This is a genomic window from Burkholderia sp. 4NA327C6, assembly GCF_005502655.1.
In the GTDB taxonomy this organism is placed as follows: Bacteria; Pseudomonadota; Gammaproteobacteria; order Burkholderiales; family Burkholderiaceae; genus Burkholderia; species Burkholderia contaminans.
On the sequence record NZ_SCNZ01000002.1, the window covers coordinates 65,023 to 79,438 of the forward strand.

The following is a 14,416-nucleotide window of genomic DNA, read 5'->3' on the forward strand; positions in this document are numbered from 1 at the left end:
GACGATGACCGGCGATACCCCGCTGACGGTTTACCGCGACGTGGTGCGGCCCGAATGGGTCGACTACAACGGCCACCTGCGCGATGCGTTCTATCTGCTGATCTTCAGCTTCGCGACCGATGCACTGCTGGATCGCATCGGCCTCGATGACGCCGCGCGTCGCGAGCGGGGCCGCTCGGTCTACACGCTCGAAGCGCACGTGAATTACCTGCACGAGATCAAGGAGGGGACACAGGTGCGCGTCGACGCACGTGTGCTCGCGCATGATGCGAAGCGGCTGCACCTGTATCTCGAACTGTTCGCTGGCGGGCACGACGATGCGGTGTCGGCGAGCGAGCAGATGTTGCTGCACGTCGATACGCGCGACGGCGCGAAATCGGCGCCGTTCGACGACGACGTGGCTGCACGCGTGGCCGAGCTGCATGCGTTGCAGCGCGATTGCGCGGCGCCCGCGTATGCGGGCCGCGTGATCGGGCTGCCGCCGCGCCGTTAGCCGGCGCGAACCTTCGACCTCGGAGCGCACACGATGCTCGAACCGGAAATCGCGGCCTTCGTTGCGGCTGTCGACGCGTGGTATCCGGCCGACGCGGCGGCGCGCTCGCCCGCCGAACAGCGCCGCCTGTACGACCGCTTCGCGGCCGAATGGACACCGCCCGCGCTGCCGGCCGGCATCGTGCAGCAGGACGCCGTCTGGCAGGCCGCCGACGGTCGTGCGATCGCGCTGCGGCGCTACACGTTCACGCAGCACACGCCGCGCGGCACGGTGCTGTTCTTTCATGGCGGCGGCTTCGTCGTCGGCTCGCTCGACAGTCATGCGCTGATCACCGCGCAACTGGCGGCCGACACGGGGCTCGCCGTGATCGCGGTCGACTACCGGCTGGCGCCCGAGCATCGTGCGCCGGCCGCGCTCGAAGATTGCCTGGCGGTCACGCGCGCCGCGCGCGACGCACGCTGGCCGTTCGGGCCGTGCGTGCATCCGCTGACGCTCGCGGGCGACAGCGCGGGCGGCATGCTCGCGGCGGGCGTGGCCACCGCGCTGCGCGATGCGGGTGAAGGCGGTGTCGACGGCATCGCGCTCGTTTATCCGATGCTCGGGTTCGAACCGCAATCGCCCGCGCGCGAAACGGAAGCGCACGCGCCGATGCTGACGCTCGACGACGTTCATCGCTATCGCGCGCTGTACTGGGAAGGCGGCTTGCTCGATGCGCTGGGAGACGGCAACCCGCTGCTGCGCGCATCGGTGCCGCTCGCGGCTTCGCGTTTCGACGGTTTGCCGCCGGTGCTCGCGATCGGCGCGGAGCATGATCCGCTGCGCGACGACGCGCGCGTGTACGTCGAACGGATTCGCGCGGCCGGCGGTGCCGCGCACTACTGGATGGGAGAGGGGCTGGTGCACGGCTGCTGGCGCGCGCTCGGAACGAGCCCGCAGGCGGCGCGGCTGCACCGGACGGTCGGCGGGTTTCTGCTCGCACCACATGCGTAGCGGGCGTTTCCGGGAGGCAACGATGCAGGCAGCGCAACACCGTATCGAGGACTGGCGGACGTTTTCGGGCGATGCAGCCATTGCGGCGGCGACGATTGGCGATGGCGCGGTGGACGTCGAATGGAGCGACACGCGACGATCGCCGTTTCATTTCGACTGGCTGCGCGACAACTGCGCGTGTTCCGCGTGCGTGCATGCCGTCACGCGTGAGCAGGTGTTCGAGATCGCCGATGCGCGCGAGGATCTCGCCGCGCTGACGGTGCACGTCGAAACCGACGGCGCGCTGCATGTCGAGTGGAACGACGGCCATCTCAGCGTGTGGTCGCCGGGCTGGTTGCGCGCGCATGCGTACGACGACGCGTCGCGCGCGGAGCGCCAGGCCGCGCACGGGCGGCACGTGTGGGCGGGGGACGACGCAACGGCCATCGGCGTGTTCGCGTGGCGCGACGTGATGGAGGACGACCGCGCCTTGCTCGCATGGCTCGCCGCGTTGCAACGCACGGGGCTGACGCTCGTCGAAGGCGTGCCGGCCGAGCGCGGCCGTGTCGACGAGATCGCGCGCCGCGTCGGCCTGATCCGCGAAAGCAATTTCGGCGTGCTGTTCGACGTCGAATCGAAGCCGCGCCCGGACAGCAATGCGTATACGTCGCTCAACCTGCCGCCGCATACCGACTTGCCGACCCGCGAGTTGCAGCCGGGCGTGCAGTTCCTGCATTGCCTCGCGAACGACGCGACCGGCGGCGACAGTATCTTCCTCGACGGCTTCGCGCTCGCCGATGCGCTGCGGCGCGAACATCCGGCGGATTTCGAACAACTCGCGTCGACGCCGTTCGAGTTCTGGAACAAGAGTGCGAACAGCGACTACCGCTGCTCGGCGCCGGTGATCGGGCTCGACGCACGCGGCAATGTGACGGAAGTGCGCGTCGCGAATTTCCTGCGCGGGCCGCTCGATGCGCCGGCCGGCTCGGTCGCCGCCGTCTATCGTGCGTACCGGCGGTTCCTCGCGCTGGCGCGCGAGCCGCGCTTTCGCGTGCAGCGCCGGCTGCGGGCGGGCGACATGTGGGCGTTCGACAACCGCCGCGTGATGCATGCGCGCACCGAGTTCGATCCGTCTACCGGCCGCCGGCACCTGCAGGGCTGCTACGTGGATCGCGACGAGTTGCTGTCGCGATGGCGGGTGCTGTCGCGATCGGTGCCGGCCGGCCCTTGTCGTTGAGTGAGCAGTGGCAACAGCCGTGCTCAAAACAGGTCCGGCGCGATGCGGCCGGACACCGCGACGGCGCCTGCCGGCGTCAAGTGCGAGTCGTCGAACATCACGATGCTGCCACGACCGCTGCCGGTTCGTGTGATGCATCCTAGCGCGTTGCACATCGCATCGAACGCCGAGACATATTCGATTCCGAGTTGCTTCGCGACGTCGGCGCCCTGTTGATCGTAGCGCTTCGATGCCGGATCGAGCCCGAAGGTCGTCCGCGACGGCAGCGTCTGGTGATGTTCGCGCCAGTAAAGCCAGTACAGCTTGGGAAGCGAGCTCTGCCAAGTGGCGACCTGGCCGATCAGCACGATCCGCCTGACGCCAGAGCTACGCAACGCGTTGACCGTAGCGGGAAGCGCATGCAGGCGATCAGAACTCCAGTTCGCCGTCAGCAGCACGGTCGCTGGTTTGATCGTTTGCACGAGGCCGAGCACTTGGGCGTTGGATTCCTTGCATCGCTTGTCGCCGCCATCGACGAGTGGCGGGCAGCCGGACGTACTGAACTGCGCGAATCGAATACCGCGTTCGGCACTCGCACTGCGCAAGCCCGGAGACAGCGCTGCGGCACGCGAATCTCCCCAAAGCATGACGACAGGCCCCGATCCGCCGTCCACGCAAGCCGGGCTGAATCCTTGATCGTCTCCTTCGAGATAGCATTGCCCGCGGCGCCAGAGCCGGTCCCTGTCGAAGTCCACCCCATCGGCAAACGCGCCTACCATTCGCGACATGCGAAACTCCAGGCCGCCTCGTGAATAATCGTTGTAGCCCGCATAGGCGCATCCGGCCATCAGGGCGAGCAGCGTTGCGACGGTCAGCCTCGGGTAACGGGATTTCCGGATCGGTGTTTCCAGATATAGATACGTCAACAATGCGAGTGGAAAGCAGGCCAGCAACGCCAAGGCACGCCACAGCACTGGCGCGGTACCGCTACTCATGATCCGGAGCGCCGACAGCATCGGCCAATGAAACAAATAGAGCGGGTAGCTGATGAGACCGACCATTACCAGCGGCCGGCTGCATAGCACGCTCTGTGCGAACGGCGCGCTGGAACCGGCGTCGATCAACAAGTACGCCGCAACCGTCGGCACGAGCGCCCACCCACCCGGAAATGGCAGGGTTGGGTTCATGACGGCGATGGCGCCAGCCAGCAGTGCGATACCGATACCTGCTTTCGCTTTCGCTTTCGCTTTCGCCGAGTCGACAGACGATGTCCGCCCGCCGACAACGTGGTGCCTGAGCGCGAGGAAGGCGCCGAGCATTGGCTCCCAGGCACGCGTCAGTGGTGAGTAGAAGGCCGCGACCGGGTCATGCGACAACGTGAGCACGCTCAGCAGGAAGGAGCCTGAACCGACGATCGCGATCGGCCAGAACGGCGACCATCTCAGGCGGTACGCGCCCACCAGCAACACCGGCCATACGAGATAGAACTGTTCCTCGACACCGAGAGACCAGAGGTGAAGAAGCGGCTTCTGCTCGCCGGATACATCGAAATAACCCGCCTCACGCCAAAGTACGAGATTTGCGATGGAGGTCGCTCCGCCCGCGATGTGCTTGCCGAGCTGTTTGAACTCCTCGGGCAGCATGTTTTGCCAGCCGAATGCGAACACGCCGACGAGGACGAGCAATAGTGCCGGGAAGATCCGTCGGATCCTTCGTGCGTAGAACCCGGAAAATCTGAATGTGCCGGCATCGAGCTCGCGTAGCCCATGCTTTGTAATGACGTAGCCGGATATGACGAAAAACACGTCGACGCCGACGAACCCGCCAGGTAACAGCGCGGGAAATGCATGGAATACGAGAACCGCGAGAACGGAGATTGCGCGAAGTCCGTCGATATCGCGACGATATTCCGTCGCCCCATTTCGTGAAAGCGAATTGTTTTTGGACGCGCGAAGCGTCCTTGGTGCCGGTTCGCTGCCGGCACCACCCCGTAACAAATCCATATTGGTCGTTCTAATTCTGATCCGATCTGCCCTGGCACGGGAAAGTCGGACGGGTATTTAATTGCGCGATTTCGCTCCTGCGAAGCCGGCCATTACTTTTGACCAGCGGCGATTGCTGCGCCGACCGCAGGAACGGCTAGATGCATATCGGCGTCTGCGTCGAAAACTTGAGCAAAAGAATCGCGAGTGATGTCTGCCTGTCGAAGGGGCGGTCGGCAGACTTTTCTTCGGCGCCATTTCATTTACTTGTTTCGAGTGGTCCGGACACGCCGACGAAAGCCGGCGAAATTCAACACAGCGATTCGATTGCTGCCGGGGGGCTACGGAGTTGAAAAGTCGTTGGTTGCGGCCGCAAGCGGTGGGCCCGGCGATGGTATGCGGCGAAATGGCCTTGCGAAGGGTCGCCATGCGCAAGTCGATTCGAGATTCGGGCGCTTGTCGTTTTTGTTGGCCGGCTCCGGATGCGGCGTGCGTTGCTTGACCTCACCCGCGAAAAAACACCCGGACGCCAGGCGCCCGGGCGAAGCCACCCGCTGCCGGGCGGCGGAGGTATGCGTTTCACAAAAAAGACGAGCCCCGCAAGGGGGCTCGTCCTGACTTTCGCGCTGCATCACGCGACGCGCGACGCCCGCCGAGGGCGCATCGGCTTACTGGCCGAAGAAGATCGAGTCGCGCGCGTTCGACGATGCAGCCGGAGCGCCCGAGTGGACGGCCGGAGCCGGTTGTGCGCCGTAGCCGCTGGTGTCGGCACCATGAACACGCGCTTCGGCGCTCTGGATGTCGTTCGGGTAGTACGGGCTCGACACGCCCGGCTTGTAGCCGGCTTGTTCGAGCTGAACCAGTTCGTTGCGCACTTGAGCGCGGGTCACGGTGCTTTGGGCGAATGCGCCAAACGAAGCGGACAGGGCGGCAGCGGCAACGACTGCGGAAACGAGCGATTTCATGATGACCTCCGGTGTTTTATTGAGTTCGCTCTCGACACCATGTCTTAAGCGATTGATCAAATCTTAGTCATCGGAAGGTTCAGGGTAAACGCTGGTTTTGACGATAAATTGTTTCCTGAGCGGTAACAGTAGTCCGTCGAATCAGTCTTTCAACCAGCTTTCTTTTCGGTTGGTGCAACAAGTCTGGTGGATATCGCGGAGGGCGATGCGCGGTTCAGCGGACCTCGGCCGCCATGTCGAACGGCCGGCCCGGCGAGCGTCCGGCCGGCGTGCTCGAGCTGAGGAAGCGCACGCCCGTCGCGGCTTCCGAGGCTTCCCACAGCAGTGCCGCCGTGGCCACGTCGCGTGCCGCGCGTGGCACGCTCGCGGGCGCCGGCAACCCGCGCGACTCGAACCAGCCGGAGGGCCCGATGTAGGCGCCCCCGGCGAGATCGGGGGCGGTTGCCGCATGAATCGCGGGCAGCGCGCCCTGGTCGGCCGGCTGCGCGAGATAACGGTTCGCGGCGCGCATCAGCGCGGCACGGGCGGGCGAGCTGTCCATCGCCGGGCCCGCGAACTGCAGGTTGGTCGCCGCGTAGCCCGGGTGCGCGGCCACGCTGATCCCGGCGAACGCCGCGCGCTCGAAACGGCGCTGCAGCTCGATCGCGAACACGAGATTCGCGAGCTTGCTGTCGCAATAGGCGAGATAGCGGTTGTAGCGGTGCTCGGCGCGCAGGTCGTCGACGCGGATCCGGCCGCCGCGGTTGAGGCCGCTCGACATCGTCACGACCCGCGCCCGGCGCGCGGCGCGCAACGCGGGCAGCAGATGGCCGGTCAGTGCGAAATGGCCAAGGTGGTTGGTGCCGAACTGCATCTCGAAGCCGTCGTGCGTATGGCGCAGCGGCAGGAACATCACGCCCGCGTTGTTGCAGAGGATATCGACGCGCCCATGGCGTTCGGCCACGTCGGCCGCGAAGCGTGCGATCGACGCGAGATCGGCGAGGTCGAGTGCATCGACTTCGATGCGGGCATCAGGATGGAGCCGGCGGATCGCATCGGCCGCCTGCGCGGCGCGGGCGGCGTCGCGGCAGCCCATCACGACCGTCGCGCCTTTCGCGGCCAGCGTTTCCGCCAGCTGCCAGCCGAGCCCGCTGTTGGCGCCGGTCACGACCGCGACCTTGCCGCCTTGCGCCGGGACGTGGCGCGCGCTCCATGCATGCATGTCTGCCTCCATCGGCGCGACCGGGCGGCCGCGGCGCGTAATCATTACATTGAGTGGTGTAACGATAGTGCGCGCGGGCGTGGCAGACAAGCGGGGGAATTAGACCGGCGCTTCTAGGGCCGGCGCATCGGGTGGCGCCGCGCGCCGTGCCGTGTGTGGCCGGGAGGACTTACCTGCCGCCGGCCAGCGCGAGCACTTCAGCGGCGGAGATCATCGCGGCCGCGTTCGCGGGTGCCGGGCGTTCGGCCGGGCGGAAGACTTCGTCGCCGCGGTGGATCACCTGGCGCGACAGCGCGCAGGTGCCGGTGCGTTGCGCGAAGCGGCGGCGCCAGCGCTGTTCACCGTAGTGACAGCGGCCGGGCTCGACCCAGCGGACGACGAGTAGCGTATCGGAACGTTCGAGGATTTCGACGTGAACGTCGGCGGGATCGAGCGCAGGCAGGGATTTGGAGGCCTTCATTTGCCGTTTCCTAAAGCTCGTGCGGTTCGGTCATGGCAGTGGATGTCACTACCCGATGGCGAATCCGTAGCGGTTTCCATGAGTGGTGCGCTAAATGTAAGCGTCTGTGACCGGAAAAAACATCCTGTCTGGCTCAAATTACCTTTTGCCGATTTAGAAACAATCCAGGCTTATTTTCTTGGAAACCACAGACAAAAACGCCCCGGACGCGAAGCCCGGGGCGGAAAATCGGCCTGCGCGCCGTGTCTGCTCGCCCAGTCACGGAGCCCATCGCCGGGGGGACGGAGTGCCCGCAGGGATCGAACGCGGGCGGGGTGGCGATGGACCGGAAGCGCAGTCCGGTACGTCATGATGGCGCGCGCATCCCGTTGAGACCCTGACGTGAACATGACTTTTTCGTCAGTTTGGCGGGATGTCGGGTCGGGCGTACGCGAAAAAATCGCCTGGAAGGCCCGCCGGTATCGGATGTCTCCGAATCCCGAGACGTGCTCCAGAGCGCCGTCGAACGTCGAATCTTTGTTCGACAGCCCGATTTCCCCTCCCGGGTAAATACTGAATCCCGAATTCGTGACAAACGCGGCGTCACTTCCTATGATTGGTTGGACCTTTAGTCCTTTGTGCCAATCGGCCGTCGGATGGCCGGCTTTTTCGGGAGTTGCTCATGAGATTGCAGGGCAAACGCGCGCTGGTGACGGCGGCCGGGCAGGGCATCGGCCGCGCGACCGCGCTGCGCTTCGCGAGCGAGGGCGCCGACGTACTGGCGACCGACATCAACGAAGCCGCGCTCGTGCGGCTCGAGGCCGACGCCGAGCGCGCGGGCGGCCGGCTGACCACGCGCCGGCTCGACGTGACCGATGCGCAGGACGTCGCGGCGCTTGCCGCGAGCGCGCGCGCGTTCGACGTGCTGTTCAACTGCGCGGGCTTCGTGCACCACGGCTCGATCCTCGACTGCGACGACGAGGCATGGGCGTTCTCACTGAATCTGAACGTCACGTCGATGTACCGGCTGATCCGCGCGCTGCTGCCCGCGATGCTCGAAGCCGGCGGCGCGTCGATCATCAACATGGCGTCGGCGGCGTCGAGCGTGAAGGGCGTGCCGAATCGCTTCGTCTACGGCACGACCAAGGCGGCCGTGATCGGCCTGACCAAGGCGGTGGCCGCCGATTTCGTCGAGCGGGGCATCCGCTGCAACGCGATCTGCCCGGGCACGATCGAATCGCCGTCGCTGGAGCAGCGGATCGCCGACCAGGCGCGCACGCGCCACGTGTCGACCGACGAGGTGCGCCAGGCGTTCGTCGCGCGCCAGCCGATCGGCCGCATCGGCCGCGCGGAGGAAGTGGCCGCGCTCGCGCTGTACCTCGCGTCCGACGAAGCGTCGTTCACCACCGGCGCGATCCACCTGATCGACGGCGGCTGGTCGAACTGATCGCGCCTTCCCATTCACTTTCCGTATCGGTTCAACACGACATGAAACTGCTGAGATTTGGCGACAAACACCATGAAAAGCCGGGCCTGCTCGATGCGCACGGCCATATTCGCGACCTGTCCGGCGTGATCGACGACATCGCCGGCGATGTGCTGGCGCCGGCGTCGCTTGCGCGGCTGCGCGACATTCTGCCGTCGTCGCTGCCGCTGGTCGAAGGCACGCCGCGGCTCGGCGCGTGCGTCGGCCGCGTCGGCAAGTTCATCTGCATCGGTCTCAACTATTCCGACCACGCGGCCGAATCGGGGATGGAGGTGCCGAAGGAGCCCGTCGTGTTCGGCAAGTGGACGAGCGCGATCTCCGGGCCGAACGACGACGTCGAGATTCCGCGCGGCTCGGAAAAAACCGACTGGGAAGTCGAGCTCGGCGTGGTGATCGGCCAGGGCGGCCGCTATATCGCGGAGGCCGACGCGTTGTCGCACGTCGCCGGCTACTGCGTCGTGAACGACGTGTCGGAGCGCGAATACCAGCTCGAGCGCGGCGGTACGTGGGACAAAGGCAAGGGCCACGACACGTTCGGGCCGCTCGGCCCGTGGCTCGTGACGGCCGACGAAGTGCCCGATCCGCACGCGCTGCGGCTGTGGCTGGAAGTGGACGGTCATCGCTACCAGAACGGCACGACCGCGACGATGGTGTTTCGCGTGCCGCACCTGGTCAGCTACCTGAGCCGGTTCATGAGCCTGCAGCCGGGCGACGTGATCTCGACCGGCACGCCGCCGGGTGTCGGCCTCGGGCAGAAGCCGCCCGTCTACCTGCGCGCCGGACAGGTGATCACGCTCGGCATCGACGGGCTCGGCGAGCAACGCCAGCGAACCGTACAGGCCTGATTTCCTTTTACGGACGGTTCGTCATGCCTATCATTCGATCGATGCGCGTCCTCGACGTGCGCTTCCCGACCTCGCGCCAGCTCGACGGCTCCGATGCGATGAATCCGGACCCCGATTATTCGGCGGCCTACGTCGTGCTCGAAACCGACCATGACGGGCTCGAAGGTCACGGCCTCACGTTCACCATCGGGCGCGGCAACGAAATCTGCTGCGCGGCGATCGACGCGATGCGTCACCTCGTCGTCGGCCTCGACCTCGACTGGATCCGCGAAGACATGGGCCGCTTCTGGCGGCACGTCACGTCGGACAGCCAGTTGCGCTGGATCGGCCCCGACAAGGGCGCGATCCACCTGGCGACGGGCGCGGTCGTCAACGCGGTGTGGGATCTGTGGGCGAAAGCCGAACGCAAGCCGCTGTGGCGGCTCGTGGCCGACATGAGCCCCGAGGAACTGGTGCGCGCGATCGACTTCCGCTACCTGACCGACTGCCTGACGCCGGACGAAGCACTCGACCTGCTGCGCCGGCAGGCGCCGGCCAAGGCCGACCGGATCGCGCTGCTCGAGCGCGACGGCTACCCGTGCTACACGACGTCGGCCGGCTGGCTCGGCTACAGCGACGACAAGCTGCGGCGGCTGTGTCGCGATGCGGTGGAAGAGGGTTTCGAATACGTGAAGCTGAAGGTCGGCGCGAACCTGGAGGACGACATCCGCCGCGTGACGATCGCGCGCGAGGTGATCGGCCCGGACCGCAAGCTGATGATCGACGCGAACCAGGTGTGGGAAGTGGACGAGGCGATCGACTGGGTGCGCGAGCTGGCGTTCGCGCGGCCGTGGTTCATCGAGGAGCCGACCAGCCCCGACGACGTCGAAGGGCATCGCAAGATCCGCGACGCGATCGCGCCCGTGCAGGTCGCGACCGGCGAGATGTGCCAGAACCGCGTGCTGTTCAAGCAGTTCATCGCGCGCGGTGCGATCGACGTCGTGCAGATCGATGCGTGCCGGCTCGGCGGCGTGAACGAGATTCTCGCGGTGATGCTGATGGCCGCGAAGTACGGGCTGCCGGTGTGCCCGCATGCGGGCGGCGTCGGGTTGTGCGAGTACGTGCAGCATCTGTCGATGATCGATTACATCTGCATTGCCGGCACGAAGGAAGGGCGCGTGACGGAGTACGTCGATCACCTGCACGAGCATTTCGTCGAACCGTGCATCGTGCGCGGCGCGGCGTATATGCCGCCGACGGCGCCCGGTTTCTCGATCGAGATGAAGCCCGAATCGCTGGAGCAGTACCGGTTCCGCGGCTGACACGCGTTGAGCGTGCCGACAACATGAACGACGGAGACGTGAAGTGGATTTGAATCTGCAACACAAGGTCGTGATCGTGACCGGCGGCGCGTCGGGCATCGGTGCCGCGATCTCGATGCGGCTTGCCGAAGAAGGCGCGATTCCGGTGGTGTTCGCGCGCCACGCGCCCGACGATGCGTTCTGGCGCGTACTCGCGCAGAAGCAGCCGCAGGCCGCGTGCATCCCGGTCGAATTGCAGGACGATGCGCAGTGCCGCGATGCCGTTGCGGAAACGGTCGCGCGCTTCGGCCGGCTCGACGGCCTGGTCAACAACGCGGGCGTCAACGACAGCATCGGGCTCGAGGCCGGGCGCGATGCGTTCGTCGCATCGCTCGAACGCAACCTGATCCACTACTACGTGATGGCGCATTACTGCGTGCCGCATCTGAAGGCGGCGCGTGGCGCGATCGTCAATATCTCGTCGAAGACGGCGGTCACCGGGCAGGGCAACACGAGCGGCTATTGCGCATCGAAGGGCGCACAACTCGCGTTGACGCGAGAATGGGCCGTCGCGTTGCGCGACGACGGCGTGCGCGTGAACGCGGTGATTCCGGCCGAGGTGATGACGCCGCTCTACCGGAACTGGCTCGCCGGTTTCGACGACCCCGACGCGAAGCTGGCCGGCATCGCGGGCAAGGTGCCGCTCGGCCAACGCTTCACGACGGCCGACGAAATCGCCGATACGGCCGTGTTCCTGCTGTCGGAGCGCGCCTCGCACACGACGGGCCAGTGGCTGTTCGTCGACGGCGGCTATACGCATCTCGACCGTGCGATCAGCTGAGGGCGGCGAGCCATGCAACCCGAGCTGACACCGAACCCCGTACCGCCGCTGATCGCATTGACCGGCATCGGCAAGCGCTTTCCCGGCGTGCAGGCGCTCGACGACTGCCATTTCGACCTGCGTGCCGGCGAAGTGCATGCGCTGATGGGCGAGAACGGCGCCGGCAAGTCGACGCTGATGAAGATCCTGGCGGGCGTCTACCAGCGCGACGACGGCGAGATCCGGATGGACGGCCGCGCGGTGGAAATCGCCGACCCGCGCGCCGCGCAGGCGCTCGGGATCGGCATCATCCATCAGGAACTGAACCTGATGAACCACCTGAGCGTCGCGCAGAACATCTTCATCGGCCGCGAGCCGCGCGGGCGCTTCGGCGTGTTCGTCGACGAGGACAAGCTGAACCGCGACGCGGCCGCAATCTTCGCGCGGATGCGGCTCGATCTCGACCCGCGTACGCCGGTCGGCCGGCTCACGGTGGCGAAGCAGCAGATGGTCGAGATCGCGAAGGCGCTGTCGTTCGACTCGCGCGTGCTGATCATGGACGAGCCGACCGCCGCGCTCAACAACGCGGAGATCGCCGAGCTGTTCCGCATCATCGGCGACCTGCGCGCGCACGGTGTCGGCATCGTCTACATCTCGCACAAGATGGACGAGCTGCGCCAGATCGCCGATCGCGTGACCGTGATGCGCGACGGCAAGTACGTCGCGACCGTGCCGATGGCCGGCACGTCGATGGACGCGATCATCGCGATGATGGTCGGCCGCCAGCTCGCGACCGAATTCCGCACGCCGCCCGATACGTCCGCGAACGACGTCGCGCTCGAAGTGCGCGGGCTGTCGCGCGGCCGTGCGATCCGCGATGTCGGCTTCACGCTGCGGCGCGGCGAGATCCTCGGCTTCGCCGGGTTGATGGGCGCGGGCCGCACCGAGGTCGCGCGTGCGGTGTTCGGCGCGGACCCGGTCGATGCGGGCGAGATCCGCGTGCATGGCAAGCCGGTGACGATCCGCACGCCGGCCGACGCGGTGAAGCACGGCATCGGCTACCTGTCCGAGGATCGCAAGCACTTCGGGCTCGCGGTCGGGATGGACGTGCAGAACAACATCGCGCTGTCGAGCATGCGCCGCTTCGTGCGCCGCGGCGTGTTCCTCGACGCGCGTGAATTGCGCGACACCGCGCAGGCGTACGTGCGGCAGCTCGCGATCCGCACGCCGTCGGTCGCGCAGCCGGCGCGGCTGCTGTCGGGCGGCAACCAGCAGAAGATCGTGATCGCGAAGTGGCTGCTGCGCGACTGCGACATCCTGTTCTTCGACGAGCCGACGCGCGGCATCGACGTCGGCGCGAAAAGCGAGATCTACAAGCTGCTCGACGCGCTCGCCGCCGACGGCAAGGCGATCGTGATGATCTCGTCGGAGTTGCCCGAAGTGCTGCGCATGAGCCACCGGATTCTCGTGATGTGCGAAGGGCGCGTGACCGGCGAATTGCGTGCCGCCGACGCCACGCAGGAAAAGATCATGCAGCTCGCGACGCAGCGCGAGTCGACCGTGTTGTCCTGATTTCGACGCTTACCGATCATGTCCAACGATACGCACTCCGTTCCGCCCCTTGCTTCCGGCGACACGCCGGCCGCCGCATCGAGCCTGAAGTCGCGCTTCTTCAACCCGGCCGCGCGCCAGAAGCTGCTCGCGTTCGCGAGCCTCGTGCTGCTGATCGTGTTCTTCAGCTTCGCGTCGCCGAACTTCCTCGAAGTCGACAACCTCGTCGCGATCCTGCAGGCCACCGCCGTGAACGGCGTGCTGGCCGTCGCCTGTACGTACGTGATCATCACGTCGGGCATCGACCTGTCGGTCGGCACGCTGATGACGTTCTGCGCGGTGATGGCCGGCGTCGTGCTGACGAAATGGGGGATGCCGCTGCCGCTCGGGATCCTCGCCGCGCTGTGCTTCGGCGCGCTGTCGGGCAGCGTGTCGGGCTTCGTGATCGCGAAGATGAAGGTGCCGCCGTTCATCGCGACGCTCGGCATGATGATGCTGCTCAAGGGGCTGTCGCTCGTGATCTCGGGCACGCGGCCGATCTACTTCAACGACACGCCGGGCTTCACGTCGATCGCGCAGGATTCGTTGATCGGCAACCTGATCCCCGCGCTGCCGATTCCGAACGCGGTGCTGATCCTGTTCCTCGTCGCGATCGGCGCATCGATCGTGCTGAACCGCACGATCTTCGGCCGCTATACGTTCGCGCTCGGCAGCAACGAGGAAGCGCTGCGGCTGTCGGGCGTGAACGTCGATGCGTGGAAGATCGCGGTCTACACGTTCAGCGGCGCGGTGTGCGGGATCGCCGGGCTGCTGATCGCGTCGCGGCTGAATTCCGCGCAGCCCGCGCTCGGGCAAGGCTACGAGCTCGATGCGATCGCGGCCGTCGTGATCGGCGGCACGTCGCTGTCGGGCGGCGCGGGCAGCATCGTCGGCACCATCATCGGCGCGTTCATCATGAGCGTGCTGACGAACGGCCTGCGCATCATGTCGGTCGCGCAGGAATGGCAGACGGTCGTGACGGGCGTGATCATCATTCTCGCCGTCTACGTCGACATCCTGCGCCGGCGGCGCCGCTGATGCATGCACTGACGCAGGCATGTGCTTCATCGCCGGTTCCGGCCGGCGTCCCAGTCGTTCCAGTCGGTTGAGTCGATACGAAAAAAGGAGAC

Annotated in this window: 13 protein-coding genes; 9 read left to right on the top strand and 4 right to left on the bottom strand. The window is 66.3% G+C overall.

Annotated features, from left to right (window positions below; all coding sequences use genetic code 11):
- Positions 1-4: 4 nt before the first annotated feature.
- From FFS49_RS02110 to FFS49_RS02120, 3 genes are read left to right on the top strand one after another with little or no spacing between them, the layout of a single operon-like run.
- Positions 5-493: a thioesterase family protein gene (locus FFS49_RS02110; RefSeq protein ID WP_137909777.1), complete on the top strand. Its 489-nt coding sequence runs from the start codon at positions 5-7 to the stop codon at positions 491-493.
- Positions 494-526: 33 nt separating this feature from the next.
- Entirely contained in the window at positions 527-1,483 is a 957-nt protein-coding gene (locus tag FFS49_RS02115; RefSeq protein ID WP_137909778.1) for an alpha/beta hydrolase, read from the top strand.
- A gap of 22 nt (positions 1,484-1,505) precedes the next feature.
- Complete coding sequence (locus FFS49_RS02120; RefSeq protein ID WP_137909779.1) at positions 1,506-2,699, top strand: TauD/TfdA family dioxygenase; 1,194 nt, start codon at positions 1,506-1,508, stop codon at positions 2,697-2,699.
- A gap of 23 nt (positions 2,700-2,722) precedes the next feature.
- On the opposite strand, the gene FFS49_RS02125 is transcribed toward FFS49_RS02120, so the two are convergent.
- The 4 genes from FFS49_RS02125 to FFS49_RS02140 form a co-directional block, all read right to left on the bottom strand.
- Positions 2,723-4,681, bottom strand: coding sequence for an acyltransferase family protein (locus FFS49_RS02125; RefSeq protein WP_137909780.1), 1,959 nt, complete (start codon positions 4,679-4,681; stop codon positions 2,723-2,725).
- Between the two features lie 647 nt (positions 4,682-5,328).
- Positions 5,329-5,625 carry a DUF4148 domain-containing protein gene (locus FFS49_RS02130; RefSeq protein WP_039366237.1) on the bottom strand — a complete coding sequence of 99 codons (297 nt, stop codon included), beginning with the start codon at positions 5,623-5,625 and terminating at the stop codon, positions 5,329-5,331.
- Positions 5,626-5,839: 214 nt separating this feature from the next.
- Complete coding sequence (locus FFS49_RS02135) at positions 5,840-6,826, bottom strand: oxidoreductase (protein ID WP_137909781.1); 987 nt, start codon at positions 6,824-6,826, stop codon at positions 5,840-5,842.
- Between the two features lie 169 nt (positions 6,827-6,995).
- The gene (locus tag FFS49_RS02140) at positions 6,996-7,286 is read right to left on the bottom strand and encodes a DUF3331 domain-containing protein (protein WP_039366241.1); all 291 of its coding nucleotides are present in this window, start codon (positions 7,284-7,286) and stop codon (positions 6,996-6,998) included.
- 661 nt (positions 7,287-7,947) lie between these two features.
- Here FFS49_RS02140 and FFS49_RS02145 point away from each other — a divergent pair.
- The 6 genes from FFS49_RS02145 to FFS49_RS02170 are packed head-to-tail and all read left to right on the top strand — an operon-like array spanning position 7,948 to position 14,324.
- Complete coding sequence (locus tag FFS49_RS02145) at positions 7,948-8,712, top strand: SDR family oxidoreductase (protein WP_039366243.1); 765 nt, start codon at positions 7,948-7,950, stop codon at positions 8,710-8,712.
- Positions 8,713-8,753: 41 nt separating this feature from the next.
- Positions 8,754-9,596 (top strand): ureidoglycolate lyase, encoded by an 843-nt coding sequence (locus FFS49_RS02150; protein WP_105818237.1) that lies wholly within the window; start codon positions 8,754-8,756, stop codon positions 9,594-9,596.
- A 23-nt stretch (positions 9,597-9,619) separates the two neighbouring features.
- Positions 9,620-10,897, top strand: coding sequence for an L-fuconate dehydratase (locus FFS49_RS02155; protein WP_039366246.1), 1,278 nt, complete (start codon positions 9,620-9,622; stop codon positions 10,895-10,897).
- 43 nt (positions 10,898-10,940) lie between these two features.
- Complete coding sequence (locus tag FFS49_RS02160) at positions 10,941-11,717, top strand: SDR family oxidoreductase (RefSeq protein WP_105818236.1); 777 nt, start codon at positions 10,941-10,943, stop codon at positions 11,715-11,717.
- Between the two features lie 12 nt (positions 11,718-11,729).
- Positions 11,730-13,268, top strand: coding sequence for a sugar ABC transporter ATP-binding protein (locus FFS49_RS02165; RefSeq protein WP_105818235.1), 1,539 nt, complete (start codon positions 11,730-11,732; stop codon positions 13,266-13,268).
- Positions 13,269-13,286: 18 nt separating this feature from the next.
- Complete coding sequence (locus FFS49_RS02170) at positions 13,287-14,324, top strand: ABC transporter permease (RefSeq protein ID WP_105818234.1); 1,038 nt, start codon at positions 13,287-13,289, stop codon at positions 14,322-14,324.
- Positions 14,325-14,416: the final 92 nt, after the last annotated feature.

Bases quoted from the DNA above. Each gene is read 5' to 3' on its own strand.
- FFS49_RS02145 (WP_039366243.1), top strand. From the start codon at position 7,948: ATGAGATTGCAGGGCAAACGCGCGCTGGTGACGGCGGCCGGGCAGGGC.
- FFS49_RS02135 (WP_137909781.1), bottom strand. From the start codon at position 6,826: ATGCATGCATGGAGCGCGCGCCACGTCCCGGCGCAAGGCGGCAAGGTC.
- FFS49_RS02130 (WP_039366237.1), bottom strand. From the start codon at position 5,625: ATGAAATCGCTCGTTTCCGCAGTCGTTGCCGCTGCCGCCCTGTCCGCT.
- FFS49_RS02165 (WP_105818235.1), top strand. From the start codon at position 11,730: ATGCAACCCGAGCTGACACCGAACCCCGTACCGCCGCTGATCGCATTG.
- FFS49_RS02110 (WP_137909777.1), top strand. From the start codon at position 5: ATGACCGGCGATACCCCGCTGACGGTTTACCGCGACGTGGTGCGGCCC.
- FFS49_RS02170 (WP_105818234.1), top strand. From the start codon at position 13,287: ATGTCCAACGATACGCACTCCGTTCCGCCCCTTGCTTCCGGCGACACG.
- FFS49_RS02150 (WP_105818237.1), top strand. From the start codon at position 8,754: ATGAAACTGCTGAGATTTGGCGACAAACACCATGAAAAGCCGGGCCTG.
- FFS49_RS02115 (WP_137909778.1), top strand. From the start codon at position 527: ATGCTCGAACCGGAAATCGCGGCCTTCGTTGCGGCTGTCGACGCGTGG.
- FFS49_RS02140 (WP_039366241.1), bottom strand. From the start codon at position 7,286: ATGAAGGCCTCCAAATCCCTGCCTGCGCTCGATCCCGCCGACGTTCAC.
- FFS49_RS02120 (WP_137909779.1), top strand. From the start codon at position 1,506: ATGCAGGCAGCGCAACACCGTATCGAGGACTGGCGGACGTTTTCGGGC.
- FFS49_RS02125 (WP_137909780.1), bottom strand. From the start codon at position 4,681: ATGGATTTGTTACGGGGTGGTGCCGGCAGCGAACCGGCACCAAGGACG.
- FFS49_RS02155 (WP_039366246.1), top strand. From the start codon at position 9,620: ATGCCTATCATTCGATCGATGCGCGTCCTCGACGTGCGCTTCCCGACC.